The organism is Pseudomonas sp. NPDC088368, from assembly GCF_044753445.1.
GTDB classification, from domain to species: Bacteria; Pseudomonadota; Gammaproteobacteria; order Pseudomonadales; family Pseudomonadaceae; genus Aquipseudomonas; species Aquipseudomonas bambusae.
In genome coordinates, this window is record NZ_JBIVNG010000006.1 from 102,061 (window position 1) to 118,829 (window position 16,769).

The window sequence follows — 16,769 nt, forward strand, 5'->3', positions numbered from 1 at the left end:
CCTACTCTGAATCGTGAACCGATAAAAATAAGCAGGCACCCATAATGACAACAATTCCTCAAGGCGCCGCCGTGGCCTCGTCGCCGCTGCAGCGCGTCGCGCACCATGCGTGGCGCATCCGTCGTTTCGCCCTGCGCATGGGCGAAGTCCAGGGGCAGGGTTATGTCGGGCAAGCGCTGGGCTGGGCCGATGTTCTCGCCACCGCTTACTGCCATGCCATGAACGTCAAACCCGACGATCCGCTCTGGGAAGGCCGCGACCGCTTCCTGCTGTCCCACGGGCACTACGCAATCGCCCTCTACGCCGCGTTGATCGAGGCGCAAATCATTCCCGAAAGCGAGCTGGAAACCTACGGTTCCGACGACAGCCGTCTGCCGATGTCCGGCATGGCGAGCTACACGCCGGGCATGGAAATTTCCGGTGGTTCGCTGGGCCAGGGCTTGCCGATTGGCGTCGGCATGGCGCTGGGCCTGCGCATGAAAGGCAACCCGGCGTGGGTCTTCAACTCGATGTCCGACGGCGAACTGGACGAAGGCTCGACCTGGGAAGCTGCCATGTCGGCCGCTCACCACAAGCTTGGCAACCTGATCGCGCTGGTCGACCTCAATAAACAGCAGGCCGACGGCAACTCCCACGAGATCCTCGATTTCGAACCCCTGGTCGACAAATGGCAGGCGTTCGGCTGGCACGTGCAACGTATCGATGGCAATGACTTGGCTGCGGTCATCGCTGCCTTTGATGAAGCCATGGCGCTGAAAGAGGCGAAACCCCGCGTGATCCTGTTCGACACCCTGATGGGCAAAGGCGTGGACTTCCTTGAAGTGCGCGAAAAGAACCACTTCATTCGCGTCGAGCCTGATGAATGGCAGGCCGCGATCAAGGTTCTGGATGCCAGCTACCAGTCCCATCTGGAATCGGAGAAACGCTGAAATGGATACGCCAACCGCAAACAAACCGCGCCTGACCACCTCGGCCATGATCGCCTCGATTGCCAGCGAAGGGCAGCGCACCGAAGCCGCACCGTTCGGTCACGCATTGGTCGCTGCCGCGCAGAACGATTCCCGCATTGTCGGCATGACCGCCGATCTGTCGAAATACACCGACTTGCACATCTTCGGTCGTGAGTTCCCCGAGCGGCACCTGCAAATGGGCATGGCCGAACAGCTGCTGATGGCCGCAGCAGGCGGCATGGCGAAAGAGGGCATGATCCCGTTCGCCACCACCTACGCGGTGTTCGCCACCCGGCGCGCCTATGACTTCATTCATCAGGTGATCGCCGAGGAAAACCTCAACGTCAAGATCTGCGCAGCCCTGCCAGGCCTGACCACCGGTTACGGCCCGAGCCACCAGGCCACCGACGATCTGGCGCTGATGCGCGCCGTGCCTGGCCTGACCGTCATCGACCCGTGCGACGCACTGGACACCGCGCAGGCCGTGGCCGCCATCGCCGAATACAACGGCCCGGTCTACATGCGTCTGTTGCGCGGCAAGGTGCCAATGGTGCTTGACCAGTACGACTATAAATTTGAGTTAGGCAAGGCCAAGTTGCTGCGCGACGGCAAGGACGTGCTGATCATTTCCAGCGGCATCATGACCATGCGCGCCCTGGAAGTCGCCGAGCTGCTGGGCGACGGCAGCGCTGATGTGGCGGTGTTGCACGTGCCAACCATCAAGCCACTGGACGAAGCCACCATCATCGAGCAGTGCCGCCGCAGCGGGCGTCTGGTGATCGTCGCGGAAAACCACAGCACCGTCGGCGGTCTGGGGGAAGCCGTGGCGCTGGCCCTGTTGAAAGCGCGGGTCAGCCCGGCGTTCCAGCAGATCGCTTTGCCGGACGCCTACCTCGACGCCGGTGCGTTGCCGACGTTGCACGACCGCTACGGGATTTCCACTCAGGTCATGGCGGCCAACATTCGCCAGTGGCTGGCATGAGGAGCGCGCAGATGAACGTTGCATTCATTGGTCTGGGCGCCATCGGCCTGCCCATGGCCCGACAGATTCAAAAGGCAGGGCATGGCGTCGTCGGCGTCGAATTAAGCGAAGCGAACCGCGCCTTGGCGTTGACCCATGGCATCGAGTCCAGCGCTGACTGGCGCGTGGCAATCGATTCCGACGTGGTGGTGGTGATGGTCGCCACCCCCGCGCAGCTGGATGCGTTGGTCAGCCAGTGCACTGAACTCAAACCCGGTCAGCATTGGGTGGTGATGAGCACCGTCGGCCCTGCCGCGGTGCGTGAGCAATCCGTGCGCTTGCTGGAGAAAGGCGTGCAGGTGGTGGACGCGCCGGTCACCGGTGGCGTGGCGCGGGCCGAAACCGGCAGCCTGCTGATTTTTGCGTCGGGGCCTCAGGCCGCTGTCGAGCGCGTCGAACCGGTGCTGCGGAGCATGGGTGAAGTGCGCGACGCGGGCACGGATGTCGGCGATGGGCAGGCGATCAAGGTCGTCAACCAGCACCTGTGTTCGGTGCACCTTGTGGCCGCCGCCGAAGCGCTCAGTCTTTCGCGTTCGCTGGGCCTGGACCCGGCGCGGGTGCTGGACCTGGTGCAAAAGGGCGCAGGCGGCTCGTGGATGTTGTCCGACCGAGGCCCACGCATGCTCGAAGGCACTGACACCCGCGTGACGAGCATGGTCGACATCTTCGTCAAGGACAGCGGCCTTGTGGCCTCGGAAGCCCAGAGCTGTGGCGCTGTCGTGCCGTTGCTCGACATTGCCCACGCCCGTTTCAGCCAGGCTTCCGAAGCCGGACTGGGCAGGCGCGACGACAGCCGGGTCATCGAGACCTGGGACTGACGCCCGATACAGATGTAACGACGTTTCAACACTCAGGGCAGGTTCGTGATCTGCCCGCTACAACAACAATAAAAGTTCGGAGTTTGCCATGAGCAGATCCACAACGGCGTCAAGCCAGACAGACAGCAAAGCAGGAAAAGTCTCCTTCGCTTCGATGGTCGGTTCGGCCGTGGAAAGTTATGACTTCTTCATTTATGGCACGGCGGCGGCCGGCTGGTTTGGCCAAGTGTTCTTCCACACCACCGAGCCCATCGTCGGCATTCTCGCGGCGTTCGCCACCATGGCCGTGGGTTTCTTCATGCGCCCGCTGGGCGGCTACCTGGCAGGGCACTTCGGTGACCGGCTGGGCCGCAAGACCGTGTTGCTCTGGTCGTTGCTGGCCATGGGCGGCGCCACGGTGTTGATCGGTGCGTTACCGACCTATGCGCAGGCCGGGGTCATCGCTCCGATCTTGCTGATTCTGTTGCGGATGATTCAGGGCATCGGGTTCGGTGCGGAGTGGGGCGGCGCAGTGCTGATGGCCTGTGAACATGCCCCGGCCCATCGTCGCGGTTTCTTCGGCGCGGTGCCGCAGATCGGCATCCCGCTGGGGCTGTTGATGGCCAACGGCGCGTTCCTGCTATCGGCGGTGCTGTTCGAAGGCGACTGGGTGTGGCGCGCGCCGTTCCTGGCGTCGGTCGTGATGGTGGCCGTCGGCATGTGGATTCGTCTGAGCGTCAGTGAGTCGCCAGAGTTCGAAAAGGCCAAGGCTGAAAATACTCTGGTCAAACAGCCCGCGCTGCAAGTGATTCGCGAGGACTGGCGCAAAGTGCTGCAAATTGCCGGTCTGCGCCTGGCGGAGACCGGCGGTTATTACCTCGCGACCAGCTTCATGTTGTCGTACGTGGTCCTCTCCGGCATCGCCACCAAGCAGAACGTGCTGTGGGGCACGATGATCGGCTCGGCCATCGGCCTGGGCAGTCATCTGTTCTACGGCGCGTTGAGCGACCGGATCGGGCGTAAACCGGTGTTCCTGATCGGCTCGCTGTTCACCATCGTGTTCGGCATCCCGATGTTCATGATGATCAACACCGGGATCGTGCCGCTGATCATTGTCGCGGTGGCCATGGCGTTGATCCTCAGCCACGACCCGATCTTCGCGGTCGAGGCGAGCTGGTTCACCGAGCAGTTTCCGGCCAACGTGCGGTCGTCCGGTATCTCGCTAGGCTACAACTGCGCGTCGCTGGTGGCCGGTACGCTGCCGTTCATTGCCACGGCGCTTTATTCGCAAGTGGGGTGGATGGGGCCTGCGATTCTGTTCAGTTTGCTGGGCGTGGTCTCGACGGCGTGCGCGGTGAAAATGCGTGAGACGGCACCGGCGGTGGCGAAGGATCTGCCGGTGGTCGAGCGAAGTGGAGCGGTAGCGGGGCAGGTGGCGCGGTAAATGAAAGCGTGAAAAAAGGCCGGACCGGGGAGGGTCCGGCCTTTTCGTTTTCAAGGGAGGGGCAAGCGCGTTGCCCCACCGCCAATCAGACGTGCGCCGCTTATTACTGTGGGAGCAGCCGGAGGTTACGACGGCCGCGAAGGCGGGGGATCGATGACAAACCATTCGCCTGACCCACCGCCGTCGCTGCCGTCGTGCCTCCGGCGTCTCCCACAGGATTTCAGGCAACTCCAAATGCGGCGGCGGGCGCAGTTCAGAGAGAGTCCAGACAACTCCAAACGCACCCGTTCAGAGCAAATCCAGATCACTCAAAACCAGTGGCTTCCACAAGGTTTGTGTCTTTCAGGGGATGTGCGTCATAGCCAAAGCGCGCACATCGTATGCGCGCCTTTTTCAGCTCACCCATCACCAACGGCCATACCCGCGGCCATCGTCATGACGGTCATAGCCCCGACCGTAATACCCATGCGGTGGTGGCGGGGCGAAGCGGCGGTATTCCACTCGCTGCACTGGCACATATGCCACCGGTTGGTACACAGGTTGGTAGCGAGGCTGTGGACGGTAATCACGATACTCGGGACGGTGGTGGTCCTGGCCGGAACCGCTGAGCACGGTCGCCAGCACTGCACCGACTGCCGCCCCGGCGATGACCGGCACGACCACATCGCGTTCACTTGCCGACGCTGCACCCGCAGCGACCAGGCAACCGGACAGGATCAAGGCTTTAGTCATCTTCGAAATCATGGTGTCTCCTCAGGCGATGTGTTTGGGTTCGCCATGTGTGTATGAAACACCCGATCCGTGTAAACGAACGTCCAGACTCCGTAAAAATTGAGTAAAGGGTCAGGAAATATCGAGGGGCTTGCGCATGAACACACGGGCGAAGCCTTGCTGCGTCGCGCGATGGGTTTCCCGATAGCCGAGCTTTGCATAGATCGCCAGGTTCTCGGTCATCAACTCATGGGTGTACAGCCGAATCCCCAGACAGCCGTGCTCGCAAGCGAGGTCTTCGCAAAAGCTCATCAGCTGCTTGCCAATCCCCTGGCCCTTGCAGCGGTTGGCCACAGCAATGTTGACCAGCAACAGGTCGGTGTCTTCCGGTTGCACCACCAGCACGCCGGTGATCCCGGTGTCGTCATCGCATACGTACACCACGGATTCCTCGATCACCTGCGCGTAATCGTCGAGCATCGGCCCGGGCTTGCGGCCAATGCGCGGGATGTAGGGCGAATAGGCCTCGTCTACCAGTGACGCAATCCCCATCGCGTCGTCGGGTCGTGCCCGGCGAAGGGACACGGAAGGTGTCGAATCGGAAAACCCCATCAGCTCATTAGCCTCTGTTCGATAAAAGCCCTGTCAGCTGTTCATCAGCTCACGCACCCGCGACGTCAGCGCGTCCACGGCAAACGGCTTGGTCAGCACCCACATGCCCGTTCCCAGATCACCGTTGCCAAGGGCTGCGTTTTCCGCATAGCCGGTGATGAACAGCGTTTTCAGATCGGGCCGGACTTCCCGTCCCGCATCTGCCATTTGCCGGCCGTTCATGCCGCCCGGCAAGCCGACATCCGTGATGAGCAAGTCGATGTGCACATCGGAGCGCAACAGTTTCAGCCCCGCCACACTGTCAGCGGCCTCCATCACCGTGTAGCCCTGATCCGCAAGGACATCCATCAGCAACATGCGCACGGTCGGTTCATCGTCCACCACCAGCACGGTCTCGCTGGCTGCACAGGCAGGGCTTTGCGGATCACAGGCCTGGTTTTCTTCCGTCACCGCTTCACCGTTGTAACGCGGGAGGAAGATGCACAGTGTCGAGCCTTTCCCGACCTCCGAATACGCCCGGACCTGCCCGCCTGACTGCTTGGCGAAACCGTAGATCATCGACAGGCCCAGGCCGGTGCCCTGACCGATGGGCTTGGTGGTGAAGAAGGGGTCGAACGCCTTGGACATCACCTCAGGCGTCATGCCGGTGCCGGTGTCCGTGACCGCCAGCGACACGTAAGGGCCGGGCGGAATGTCGTGGGCGGCGGCGACGTCAGCGTCCAGCCACTGGTTGGAGGTTTCGAGGGTAATCGTGCCGCCTTGGGGCATGGCATCCCGGGCGTTGATGCACAGGTTCAACAGGGCGTTTTCCAGCTGGCCGGCGTCCACCCGCGTGGCCCACAACTGCGGCGCACCGACGGTTTGTAGCTGGATGGCCGGGCCGACAGTCCGCTGGATCATTTCAGTGATCCCCAATACCAGCGCGTTGACGTCCGTAGGGCGCGGGTCGAGGGTCTGGCGACGAGAGAACGCCAACAGCCGGTGGGTGAGGGCGGCCGCTCTCCGGGTCGCGGCCTGGGCCGCAATGATGTATTTCTCGACATCGTTGAAGCGGCCCTGAAGAATCCGACTGCTCATCAGTTCCAGCGACCCGGAAATCCCGGCCAGCAGGTTGTTGAAGTCGTGGGCGATTCCGCCGGTGAGTTGGCCGACCGCTTCCATTTTCTGCGACTGCCGCAGTTTTTCTTCGGCTTGCATGAGGTCGGCGGTGCGTTCGACGACCCGCTGCTCCAGCGTGTCGTTCAGCGCCCGCAATGCCGCCGTGGCTTTGTCACGCTCGTTTTCCACCGAGCGACGCTCTTCGACGTCGATCAGCACACCGGGGAAACGCAGCGGCGTGCCGTCTTCTGCCAGCTCCACCCGGCCGTTGGCTTCAAGCCAGTAATAGACGCCGTCGGCGCGGCGCACGCGGTACTGGTGAGCGTAGGCCCCGCCCCGAGCAATCGCGGCGGTGATGGCGACCTTCAAGCCTTCCCGGTCTTCGGGGTGAACGGTGGCGATGACTTGCTCCAGGCTCAGGCCCTCACGCCCCAGCGTTGGGTCGAGGCCGAACGCTCTGGCGAAGGCTTCGTCCACGGCAAACCGATCAGAGGGCAGGTGCCAGTGCCAGGTGCCGATGATGGCTCCGGCCGACAGCGCCAATTGCACGCGCTCAATGTTTTCCCGGGCGATGGCCTCGCTGATCGACAGGCGTTCCTGGGCGCGGCGCCGTTCCGTGACGTCGCTGAAGAAGATTGCGATCTGACGCTCCGCCGGGTCCCCGACCCGAATTGCCCGCACGTCGAACCAGCGCTCGAACGCCTCGGCGTAGCTCTCGAAATTGGCAGGCTCGCCGGTCTTGGCCACGTGGCCATAGGTCTCGAACCAGAAGCGTTCGAGGTTCGGCGCGAATTCAGTGACCCATTTGCCTCGCAGGTTGACCCCTGCCTGCTGCTCGAACGCGGGGTTGGCCTCGACGAAACGGTAATCCACGGGACGGTCGTCGGCGTCGAACTTGACCTCGACAATGGCGAAAGCGGCTTCAATGGTTTCAAGGATCGTGCTGGAGCGTTCGGCGTTCTGCCGCAACGCAGCCTCGGCGCCGCGCACCTGCGCCAGTTCGCTGCGCAGTCGTGTGACTTCAGCGGCCAACTCTTCCCGAGTCTGGTCGTTCAACGCGGCCTCCCATGACACATGGCGATTTTCCTGTGGTGATCAGTGACAGCGCACCCCGAGGCGCCATCAGACCAGAAATGGCGACAACTTGCACTAGCGCCGGGACCCCGCAGGCCGTGGCCTGCGTTGATGTTTTTGGAGCGGGACGGCGGCCAGGGGTTCCTTGAAAATCTGCCATCGATCAGGCGTCAGCGATGGCGCCGCCCCCCCGAAATCCTGTACAACGTAGTCTTTATGTACAAACCACCTAAAGGCACCGAACTCCTCGCTGCTTCCGGTGCCAAACCGTCAAGCATTCCGAGTAGCAGCGATTGAATACATCCTTTAAGCCTGAAGCGTCGAACCCTTCCTCCTCGAACCCGCAGCTGGCAAAAGCCGCCACGGGCATCGAAGGGCTGGACGACATTTTATTGGGGGGCATTCCCCAGGGCCGACCGACGCTGGTGTGCGGTGCTGCGGGGTGCGGCAAGACGCTCTTCGGCATGACGTTCCTCGTGAAAGGCGTGACCGACCACGGCGAAAACGGCGTGTTCATGAGCTTCGAAGAGCGCGCCGGCGACCTGGTGCAGAACGTCGATTCCCTGGGCTTCGACCTGCAAACCCTGGTCGACGACAAGAAAATCGCCATCGACCATATCTATGTCGATCGCAGCGAAATCGAAGAAACCGGCGACTATGACCTCGAAGGCCTGTTCCTGCGCCTCGGTTACGCCATCGACAGCATCGGCGCCAAGCGCGTGGTGCTCGATACTATCGAAGCGCTGTTCTCCAGTTTCAAGGACACAGCGATCCTGCGCTCCGAACTGCGTCGGCTGTTCTACTGGCTGAAGGAACGGGGCGTCACCACCATCATTACCGGTGAGCGCGGCGACGGTCAGCTGACCCGCTACGGTATTGAAGAATACGTCTCGGACTGTGTGATCCTGCTCGATAACCGTGTGGTCGACCAAATCACCACTCGCCGCCTGCGGGTCGTTAAATATCGCGGTTCGGCCCACGGCACCAATGAATACCCGTTCTTCATCGATGAGCATGGCTTCACCGTCTTGCCTATCACCGCCGCCGGGCTGAATCACGAAGCGTCCCAAGACATCGTCGTCACCGGTATTCGTGGCCTCGATTCGATGATGTCTCGCGGCGGTTATTACAAAGGCGCCAGCGTGTTGGTGTCCGGTCTGGCGGGCACCGGCAAGACCACGTTTGCCGCCAGTTTCGTCGATGCCTGCTGCGCCCGTGGCGAGCGCTGCCTATATTTCTCCTTTGAAGAATCCGCCAACCAGTTGCTGCGCAACATGCAGTCGGTGGGCATCGATCTGGGCGGTTATCAGGACAGCGGTCTGTTAAAGATCGAATCGGCGCGACCGAGTTTGTACGGGCTTGAAGTGCACTTGGCCCGCATGCACCGCGAGATCAAGACCTTTCAGCCTCACGCCGTCGTCATCGATCCGATTTCGGCGTTCCGTGGCCCGGAATCCGAGGTGCATGCGACATTGCTGCGGCTGGTCGACCTGCTCAAATCCCGTGGCATCACCGCTATTTTCTGCAGCCTCGCCGATGTTGCGGTGCGCTCTCCGGGCCTCGAACGCGAGATTTCCTCGCTGATGGACACCTGGATTTCCCTGACCAACATCGAGGCCGATGGCGAGCATAACCGCTTGCTGTTCGTGCTGAAGTCCCGGGGCATGGGCCACTCGAACCAAGTGCGCGAATACCAGATCGGCCATGACGGGATCAACCTGTTGCAGCCTTATATCGGGCCGAACGGCGTGTTGACCGGCACGGCGCGCTTGCGTCAGGAAGCGTTCGAACAGCGCGCGGAAGATGCCCGGATTGAAGCGGTCGAACGGCGCAAGCGGGAGGTCATCAAGAAGCGGGCTGAGCTGGAACGGCAGATCGCCGCGATGCAGGCTCAGTTGGAGACCCAAGACCTGGACGAAGCCTTCCTCTCCAGCGACGAGGCCAACCAGGCCAGCGCTGAAGATCGGACCCGCAAGACGCTGGCGTCCGTTCGGGGGTTCACCGAGTGAGTAACGACCCGCAAGCCATCGACCCCGAACAACCCGGCGACACCGGTCACTACGCGTTGCGCCTGTACGTTGCGGGCCAGACGCCGAAATCCATGATCGCGCTGAACAATCTGAAGAAGATCTGCGAAACCTACCTCGCTGGCATCTACAGCATTGAGGTCATCGATTTGCGAGAGCACCCGCAACTGGCGGCCGGTGACCAGATTCTCGCGCTGCCGACCCTGGTGCGGCACCTGCCGACGCCGTTGGTGAAGATTATCGGCGACCTGTCCAACACGGAGAAGGTACTGGTCGGACTCGACATCCGTCCTCGGCAGACCCTCGCGTGAACGGCGAACCGGCGGTGAAGGAGGGCCAGCCCACAGAGGCTTCTGTCCAGCACCTGAAGCTGTACATCTCGGGCAATACGTCCCGGTCCTCCTTTGCCGTGCATCAGCTCAAGGCCGTGTGCGAAAAGTACCTTACCGGGCGCTATGTGCTCGAAGTCATCGACATTTATCAGGACAGCAGCGCCGCTCGGGAAGACCGTATCGTGGCGGTGCCGACCCTGATGAAGCTCGACCCCGATTTCAGCCGCCGACTCATCGGCGACTTGTCGGACGTGGAAAAACTGAAGCTGTTCCTGGGGATTGCCCCGGGCACTGAGAGCGCGTCTTGATCGCCCGGCCCGTCGGCATGACGGACGCCCAGTACATCGAACTCCTGAGCCGTCGCTTGCAGGAGGCCGACGATGTGCTGGAGGCGATCAGGACCGGCAGCGTCGACGCATTGTTCATTCAGGGCGAACAGGGCGAGACCGTCTACACCCTCGACAACGCTGACAAGCCCTACCGCCTGCTCGTCGAACAGATGCAGGAGGGCGCCGTGTCTATTTCCGCTGACGGCACGATCCTTTATGCCAACCAGCGCTTCAGCGAGATCATTGGCGCGCCCCTCGAACAGATCTTCGGGCATGCGTTTCAGGATTACCTGACCCGTGCCGATGCCGATCATTTCAGCGTCTACCTGTCCACGGACAGCGATAAGGCCATTCGCCGCGCCGCTTCATTCAATCGCCCCGATCAAACGGTGTTTCCCGGTCATCTGTCATTCAGCAAACTGCCGGACGACTTCTCCGGGGAAGCGATCTTCTGCGGGGTGATCACCGACCTGACCGACCAAAAGCTGATGGAGGCCCGCCTGCATCAGTCGCAAAAAATGGAAGCCCTGGGGCAGTTGACCGGTGGCCTCGCTCACGACTTCAACAACCTGTTGCAAGCCATTCAAGGCAGTTTCGACCTGATCATCCGTCGTCCGGATTCGGAGAAAGTCACGCGCTGGGCGGAAAGCGGCTTGAGGGTGGCGGACCGGGGCGCCAAGCTGACGTCGCAACTGCTGGCGTTCTCCCGCTCGCAGAAGCTGGAATTGAAAGTCTGCTCGGTCAATGCCGTGATTCACGGCATGTCGGACCTGCTCATCACGACCTTGGGACAGGGCATCAAGCTGGTGTTCGAGCTCGACGTGACCGACAGCCACGTCCTCACCGACCCGGTGCAGCTCGAACTGGCGATCCTCAATCTGGCGATCAATGGCCGGGATGCCATGGGCGGTTCGGGCCAGTTGCTGATCGGCACACGGCACCTGCAACGCCATGAATTCCTGTCGTCCGCATCCGGTTTTCTGGAAGTGCGCGTCGTCGACACCGGCGCGGGCATGAGCGAGCAGACGCGCCTCAACGCCTTCAACCCGTTCTTCACCACCAAGGACGTGGGGCAGGGCACGGGGCTGGGGCTGTCGCAGGTCGAGAGCATCGTGCAGCAGTCCAGCGGTGCCGTCAGCATTGCATCGGAGCTGGGCAAGGGCACGAGCATTTGCCTGGCCTTTCCGTGCGTGGACGACGCGAGAGTGCCTGAGGAGCACCTGCCATCGGCATTGGCCGACGCGGCAGGTGACCTGAAGATTCTAGTGGTCGATGACGATGACGAGGTGCGCCGGACCTTGGTGGACATGCTCGACATGTTGGGTCACGAGGTGGTTGAAGCCGCCAGTGGTCCCGCCGGGCTCCACGCCATCGTGCAGCAAGCGTTCGACCTGGTGATTCTCGACTTCGCCATGCCTGGCATGAATGGCGCCCAAGTCGCACTGGAAATCCACCGCTTGGACGCCCTCAAGCCTATCGTGTTTGTCAGCGGCTATTCCGACACCGACCAGCTGCGGCCTGTGATGAACACCAACACCGCGCTGCTGCGCAAGCCGTTCACCCTAGACGGGTTAAAGGCCACGCTGCAGGCGATGGTGCAGCACTAGGCACGTTTCGCTTTGCCTTCCAGCAACTCCGCCACCGCCGTCAACGCCATCCGGTAACCCAGCGCGCCTAGCCCGGCGATCACGCCGGTGGCGGCCTTCGACACATACGAGTGATGCCGAAAGCTTTCGCGCTTCCAGATGTTGCTCATGTGCGCCTCGATGATCGGACCGTCGAACGCGAGCAGGGCGTCCAGAATCGGAATCGAGCTGTAGGTCAGCCCCGCCGCGTTGATGATCACCGCGTCGGCGCGCAGACGGGCTTCTTGAATCCAGTCCACCAGCACGCCTTCGTGATTGCTCTGGCGAAACTCCAGGGTCAAGCCCAGCGCGATGGCGTGTTTCTGGCAGCCGGCTTCGACGCTGGCGAAGCTTTCCGTGCCGTAAGTGCCGGAGGTGTCCAGGCCGTAAAGGTTGGCGTTGGGGCCGTTCAGGAAAAATACGGTGTAAGGCATGGTGACTCCGGGGCGTTATTCGAAAGGGCGGGTGGCGCGCATGGCCGGGTGTTGATCGAACGCGGCGAACCAGTCGGCAGTGGCAGGGTGCGCCGCGCGCCAGTTCAGGTGCGGGAAGCGGAAATCCAGATAGCCGAGGCCACAGCCCAGGGTGATCAGCCCGATGTCATCGGGGGTGCGACTGAACTGCGCGGCGTGGGTTTCAACGTCATCAAGGACGGCGCGGACCTTGGTCAGTTGCCCGTCGAGCCAGCGATCCCAGTGCTTGTCCGGTGGTCGTGCCACCGTCTCGTAGCGGGCGAGCAACGCGGCGTCCAGCAAACCATCGCCCAACGCGTGTCGGGTCAGGCTGACCCAGCGCCGGTGGCCGTCTTGGGGAAACAACGTGCCTCCGGCGTGATCGTTCAGGTATTCGCAGATCACTCGGCTGTCGTACAGCGACAGGCCGTCAGCGGTTTGCAGGGCGGGTACTTTCGCCAGCGGGTTGAACACGGCAATGCGCTCATCACGATTGACCGGGTCCGCCGTCGAATCGAGGCGTTCGATCTGCCCGTCCAGCCCCAGGCAATGGGCGACCACCATCACTTTGCGCACGTAGGGCGAGGTCGAGGCGTAATACAGTTTGAACATCGGAATCTCTCGGGTCATGACACTGCGCCGGTGACCAACAGCACCTTGCCCAGATTGGCGTTGCTCTCCAACAGCCGATGGGCGTCGGCCGCCTGATCGAGGGGCAGGCACGCATGGATCTGCGGCGTGACCTGCCCGAATGCGAGCCAAGGCAACACGTGCTCACGAATGCAAGCGGCCAGCCGCGCCTTTTCCTCGGGGCTTTTGGGGCGCAAGGTGGACGAGGTCAGGCTCAGGCCCTTGCGCATCACCGTTTGCAAGTCCACTTCCACCTTCGCGCCTTGCAGGAACGACAGGCTGACGTGACGACCGCCCATGGCCATGGCCTGAAGGTTGCGCGCCACGTAAGGCCCGCCGACGTTGTCGAGGACCACGTCGACGCCACGGCCCTCGGTGCAGGCTTCGATAACCGCGACGAAATCCTCGGTGTGGCGATCCACCGCTCGCCAGACGCCTATGGCCTCCAGCATCGCGACCTTTTGCGCGCCGCCCGCCGTGGCAATGACCCGCGCACCGGCGGCGTGGGCGCATTGCACCGCAAAGCTGCCGACACCACTGGCGGCGCCATGGATCAGCACGGTGTCACCTGCGCTCAACCGGCCCAATTCGAACAGGTTGTGCCACACCGTAAACGCCGCTTCGGGCACGCCAGCGGCATCGATCAGCGACAACTCGGCAGGAACGGGGAGGCACTGATCCGGCCGTGCGACGCAAAATTCCGCATAGCCACCGCCGCTCAACAGCGCCATGACCCGATCCCCCACGGCCACCCCGACGACATCGCTGCCGAGCGCGACGACGGTACCCGACACTTCCAGTCCCAGCACGTCCGTGATTCCCGGTGGGACGGGCATGCCGCTGCGTTGCATCAGGTCGGGGCGGTTCACGCCCGCTGCTGCCACCCTTATCAAGACCTCGCCTGCGCCGGGTTGCGTCATCGGACGTTCGACTGAGGTCAGCACCTCAGGGCCACCAGGCTCGCGGGCGATCACGGCCCGAAGGATGTCGGGCAAAGCGTTCATGAGTGACGCTCCGTTGAAAGAGCGCGCTGAGCGATGCAGGAAAAGGCCGTCATGGAACATCCGAATTCAAAGAGGAGAAGGGGGCTCTGCCGCCACCGCGCTGAGCCCCTGTACGTCGAAACTCAACCCGGCCGCCGCGCCGATGGGCCAGCGGGTGAGGGCGTCGATGCCCGGTTGTCGCACGAACAGATTCGAGCCCAGTGCCGGAACATCCACCTGGATCTCGACGTGGTCGCCGTGAACCACATGAGCAATGACCGTGGCGCTGAGCAAGGTGTCCGGCCCCAGTGCATCGAGACGAATGCATTCAGGGCGTAGCGAAATCGTCAGGCGTTCACCGACGTCGGCCCGGACCCGCTCGAACGGCACCCGCAACAACGCACCGCCGAACGCCAGCACGGCCCCGTCGTCACGGCTCTGGTAACGCCCAAAGAGCCGGTTGACGCCATCGAGGGCATTTGTCGTCAGTGTTTCGAGTGGCGCGTTGTGTGGGCTGGCCATGGGAGGCTCCGGTGGCGAGGAAACGCAGGAATCAGGCGGCGGTCCAGTCGTCCGGGATCACGGCAATGACGTCGATTTCCATCAGCCATTCCGGCTGACCCAACCCGGAAATCACCAGCCCGGTAGAGATCGGGAACACCCCCTTGAGCCACTTGCCGACTTCGCGGTACACCGGCTCGCGGTAGCGCGGGTCGATCAGGTAGGTGGTGGTCTTGACGATGTGCGAGAGGTCCGAACCGGCCTCTTCCAGCAGTTGCTTGACGTTTTTCATCGCCTGTTCGGCCTGTGCCCGTGGGTCGCCCAGACCCACGAGATTGCCCGCAAAGTCGGTGCCGATCTGGCCCCGGACGTACACCGTGTTGCCAGCGCGCACGGCCTGGCACAGGTCGTTGTCCAGCGACTGATTGGGGTATGTCTCTTTGGTGTTAAACATGCGGATGCGAGTGTGGGTAGGCATGGCGTAGCTCTCGTTGAAATAGCGCTCGTTGAAATAGATCGCGTTGAAGTCGGTCGCGTGGAAACAGGTCGCGTGAAAACCGTGAATGGCCCCAGCTTCACACTGCCCCCAACAGGGCGAAACCAGCATTTGCGTGGGGCAGTGATTAGGAAAAACCGAAGGGCATGTAAACCCTCATCCGGCGCGACGTTTCGTGGGTCAGCGCCGGCCGGCCATTCAGTGTCAGGAGCGCTCGTAGGTCATGTAGCCGTTCTGCAGCACGATGTGGTCGGCGATGTATTTCGCGTCGTGCCACACGCCGTAGATGAATGAGGATGCGCGGTTCACCAGGTTCGGCAGGCCGAGAAAATAGATCCCGCTTTCCGCGCAGATGCCCCGCTTGTGGAAGGGTTCGCCCTTGTCATCGAAGGCGTTGACCTGCAACCAGCTGAAGTCGAATTTGAAGCCGGTGGCCCAGAGAATCGTGGTGATGCCTGCGGCTTCCAGATCGAGGCTGAGGATCGGGTTGATCAGGCAATCCGGGTCCGGCAGCAATTCCCAGGCGTCGGGTTCCGGCGGGAACGGCAGGCCGTTCTGTTCAATGTACGTGTCGGCATCACGCAATACGTCGAAGTAGGCGCGGTCGCCTTCGGCCACGTTGGCGGCCAGCCCCGGTTCGAAGCTCATCACGCCGTTGTCGAAGGCTTTCGTCAGCCCCACCAGGTTGATCCCTTGGTGCGCCAGACGACGGAAGTCCACGGTCTTGCCGCCTTCATAACCGCTGACCGCAAACGCCACGTGCTTCTTTTTCGGCGTGATCCGCACTTCGTCCCACAGGCCCAGCGCGCCCAGCCACCAGCAGTAATCACGGCCACGGTAAGCGCGGGGAGGGCGGTAGTGTTCACCCACCGAAAGGTAGACGGTCTTGCCGGCCTTTTGCAGTTCTTCGGCGATCTGCGAGCCGGAAGCCCCGGCACCCACCACCAGCACGGCACCCTCGGCCAACTGGCCCGGGTTCTTGTAGCTGGAGGAGTGCAACTGCTGAACCTTGGCGGCCTCGGGCACGATGTTCGGCACGGCAGGGCGCTGGAACGGCCCGGTCGCGGCCACCACGTTGTTGGCTTCGATCACGCCTTGGGAGGTGGTCACCTTGAAGCCGGGGCGGCCGACGTGGCGCTCGACTTTCAGCACCTCGACGCCAGTGCGCACCGGTGCCTTGAGCATGGCCACGTAGTCTTCGAAATAGTCCGCCATGCGTTCTTTCGGCGGGAAGGCTTCAGGCGACAGGTCACTGAATTTCAGGCTCGGAAAACGATCGTGCCAGGCCGGGCCGTTGGCGACCAGCGAGTCCCAGCGCTCGGAGCGCCAGCGTTCGGCGATGCGGTTGCGCTCCAGGACGATGTGCGGCACTTCCATCAGCGAGAGATGCTCGCTCATGGCGACACCCGCCTGGCCTGCGCCGACCACCAAGGTGTTGATTTTTTCGACTGACATGTGAACTTCCTAAAGAGAGCGACCTTGATCGGTTGGGCCGATGCCTGGGCACCGACAGCGTGTCGAGAAGGCACAGGCGCCTTGCAGACGTCGTCCATCTGCGAGGGCAGTGTGATCAAGGGGCTGTCGTATAGGAATTCTGCTTTTTGAACGTAGAGCTTAGGAAAAACCGAACCCTGCTTCGGCACCCCGCACTGGATGATGGCACTTCGTCGCATGCTGTCGGGGTCAC

Annotated in this window: 16 protein-coding genes and 1 pseudogene; 8 read left to right on the forward strand and 9 right to left on the reverse strand. The window is 62.4% G+C overall.

All coding sequences use genetic code 11. The features are described 5' to 3' along the window. The first annotated feature begins 44 nt into the window (after window positions 1–44). The 4 genes from ACIQAL_RS14545 (at window position 45) to ACIQAL_RS14560 (ending at window position 4,212) form a co-directional block, all read left to right on the forward strand. The gene (locus ACIQAL_RS14545; RefSeq protein ID WP_401146476.1) at window positions 45–929 is read left to right on the forward strand and encodes a transketolase; all 885 of its coding nucleotides are present in this window, start codon (window positions 45–47) and stop codon (window positions 927–929) included. A gap of 1 nt (window position 930) precedes the next feature. Continuing rightward, window positions 931–1,932 (forward strand): transketolase family protein, encoded by a 1,002-nt coding sequence (locus tag ACIQAL_RS14550; RefSeq protein ID WP_401146478.1) that lies wholly within the window; start codon window positions 931–933, stop codon window positions 1,930–1,932. Between the two features lie 11 nt (window positions 1,933–1,943). Then, on the forward strand, window positions 1,944–2,789 hold the full coding sequence (locus tag ACIQAL_RS14555) for an NAD(P)-dependent oxidoreductase (RefSeq protein ID WP_401146480.1): 846 nt from the start codon (window positions 1,944–1,946) through the stop codon (window positions 2,787–2,789). An 88-nt stretch (window positions 2,790–2,877) separates the two neighbouring features. After that, window positions 2,878–4,212, forward strand: coding sequence for an MFS transporter (locus ACIQAL_RS14560; protein ID WP_401146482.1), 1,335 nt, complete (start codon window positions 2,878–2,880; stop codon window positions 4,210–4,212). 405 nt (window positions 4,213–4,617) lie between these two features. Here ACIQAL_RS14560 and ACIQAL_RS14565 read toward each other — a convergent pair whose 3' ends face one another. From ACIQAL_RS14565 to ACIQAL_RS14575, 3 genes and pseudogenes are all read right to left on the reverse strand, one after another. After that, the gene (locus ACIQAL_RS14565; protein ID WP_401146486.1) at window positions 4,618–4,956 is read right to left on the reverse strand and encodes a hypothetical protein; all 339 of its coding nucleotides are present in this window, start codon (window positions 4,954–4,956) and stop codon (window positions 4,618–4,620) included. A gap of 99 nt (window positions 4,957–5,055) precedes the next feature. Then, entirely contained in the window at window positions 5,056–5,508 is a 453-nt protein-coding gene (locus tag ACIQAL_RS14570) for a GNAT family N-acetyltransferase (RefSeq protein ID WP_401146489.1), read from the reverse strand. 60 nt (window positions 5,509–5,568) lie between these two features. Then, a pseudogene (locus ACIQAL_RS14575) lies at window positions 5,569–7,626 on the reverse strand (ATP-binding protein); the annotation flags it as partial. 374 nt (window positions 7,627–8,000) lie between these two features. Between ACIQAL_RS14575 and kaiC the strand changes: the two are divergent. The 4 genes from kaiC to ACIQAL_RS14595 are packed head-to-tail and all read left to right on the forward strand — an operon-like array spanning window position 8,001 to window position 12,002. Then, window positions 8,001–9,716 carry a circadian clock protein KaiC gene (gene kaiC, locus ACIQAL_RS14580; RefSeq protein ID WP_401146491.1) on the forward strand — a complete coding sequence of 572 codons (1,716 nt, stop codon included), beginning with the start codon at window positions 8,001–8,003 and terminating at the stop codon, window positions 9,714–9,716. Continuing rightward, window positions 9,713–10,045, forward strand: coding sequence for a circadian clock KaiB family protein (locus tag ACIQAL_RS14585; protein WP_401146493.1), 333 nt, complete (start codon window positions 9,713–9,715; stop codon window positions 10,043–10,045). Before kaiC ends, ACIQAL_RS14585 begins: the two co-directional genes overlap by 4 nt. Then, window positions 10,042–10,374, forward strand: a complete 333-nt coding sequence (locus ACIQAL_RS14590; protein ID WP_401146495.1) for a circadian clock KaiB family protein — start codon at window positions 10,042–10,044, stop codon at window positions 10,372–10,374. The genes ACIQAL_RS14585 and ACIQAL_RS14590 overlap by 4 nt, the downstream gene beginning before the upstream one ends. 17 nt (window positions 10,375–10,391) lie before the next feature. Next, complete coding sequence (locus ACIQAL_RS14595; protein WP_401146497.1) at window positions 10,392–12,002, forward strand: response regulator; 1,611 nt, start codon at window positions 10,392–10,394, stop codon at window positions 12,000–12,002. Here the strand turns inward: ACIQAL_RS14595 and ACIQAL_RS14600 are convergent. The 6 genes from ACIQAL_RS14600 to ACIQAL_RS14625 form a co-directional block, all read right to left on the reverse strand. Then, a complete protein-coding gene (locus tag ACIQAL_RS14600) occupies window positions 11,999–12,454 on the reverse strand; it encodes a type II 3-dehydroquinate dehydratase (RefSeq protein ID WP_401146499.1) in 456 nt (151 codons plus the stop codon). The genes ACIQAL_RS14595 and ACIQAL_RS14600 overlap by 4 nt on opposite strands. 15 nt (window positions 12,455–12,469) lie before the next feature. Then, window positions 12,470–13,102, reverse strand: coding sequence for a glutathione S-transferase (locus ACIQAL_RS14605; protein WP_401146501.1), 633 nt, complete (start codon window positions 13,100–13,102; stop codon window positions 12,470–12,472). Further along, the gene (locus ACIQAL_RS14610; RefSeq protein WP_401146503.1) at window positions 13,099–14,106 is read right to left on the reverse strand and encodes an NAD(P)H-quinone oxidoreductase; all 1,008 of its coding nucleotides are present in this window, start codon (window positions 14,104–14,106) and stop codon (window positions 13,099–13,101) included. Before ACIQAL_RS14610 ends, ACIQAL_RS14605 begins: the two co-directional genes overlap by 4 nt. 66 nt (window positions 14,107–14,172) lie before the next feature. Next, window positions 14,173–14,607, reverse strand: coding sequence for a TOBE domain-containing protein (locus tag ACIQAL_RS14615; protein ID WP_401146506.1), 435 nt, complete (start codon window positions 14,605–14,607; stop codon window positions 14,173–14,175). A gap of 31 nt (window positions 14,608–14,638) precedes the next feature. Further along, window positions 14,639–15,064 (reverse strand): RidA family protein, encoded by a 426-nt coding sequence (locus ACIQAL_RS14620; RefSeq protein ID WP_341964221.1) that lies wholly within the window; start codon window positions 15,062–15,064, stop codon window positions 14,639–14,641. 222 nt (window positions 15,065–15,286) lie between these two features. Continuing rightward, window positions 15,287–16,537: a flavin-containing monooxygenase gene (locus ACIQAL_RS14625; protein WP_401146508.1), complete on the reverse strand. Its 1,251-nt coding sequence runs from the start codon at window positions 16,535–16,537 to the stop codon at window positions 15,287–15,289. Window positions 16,538–16,769: the final 232 nt, after the last annotated feature.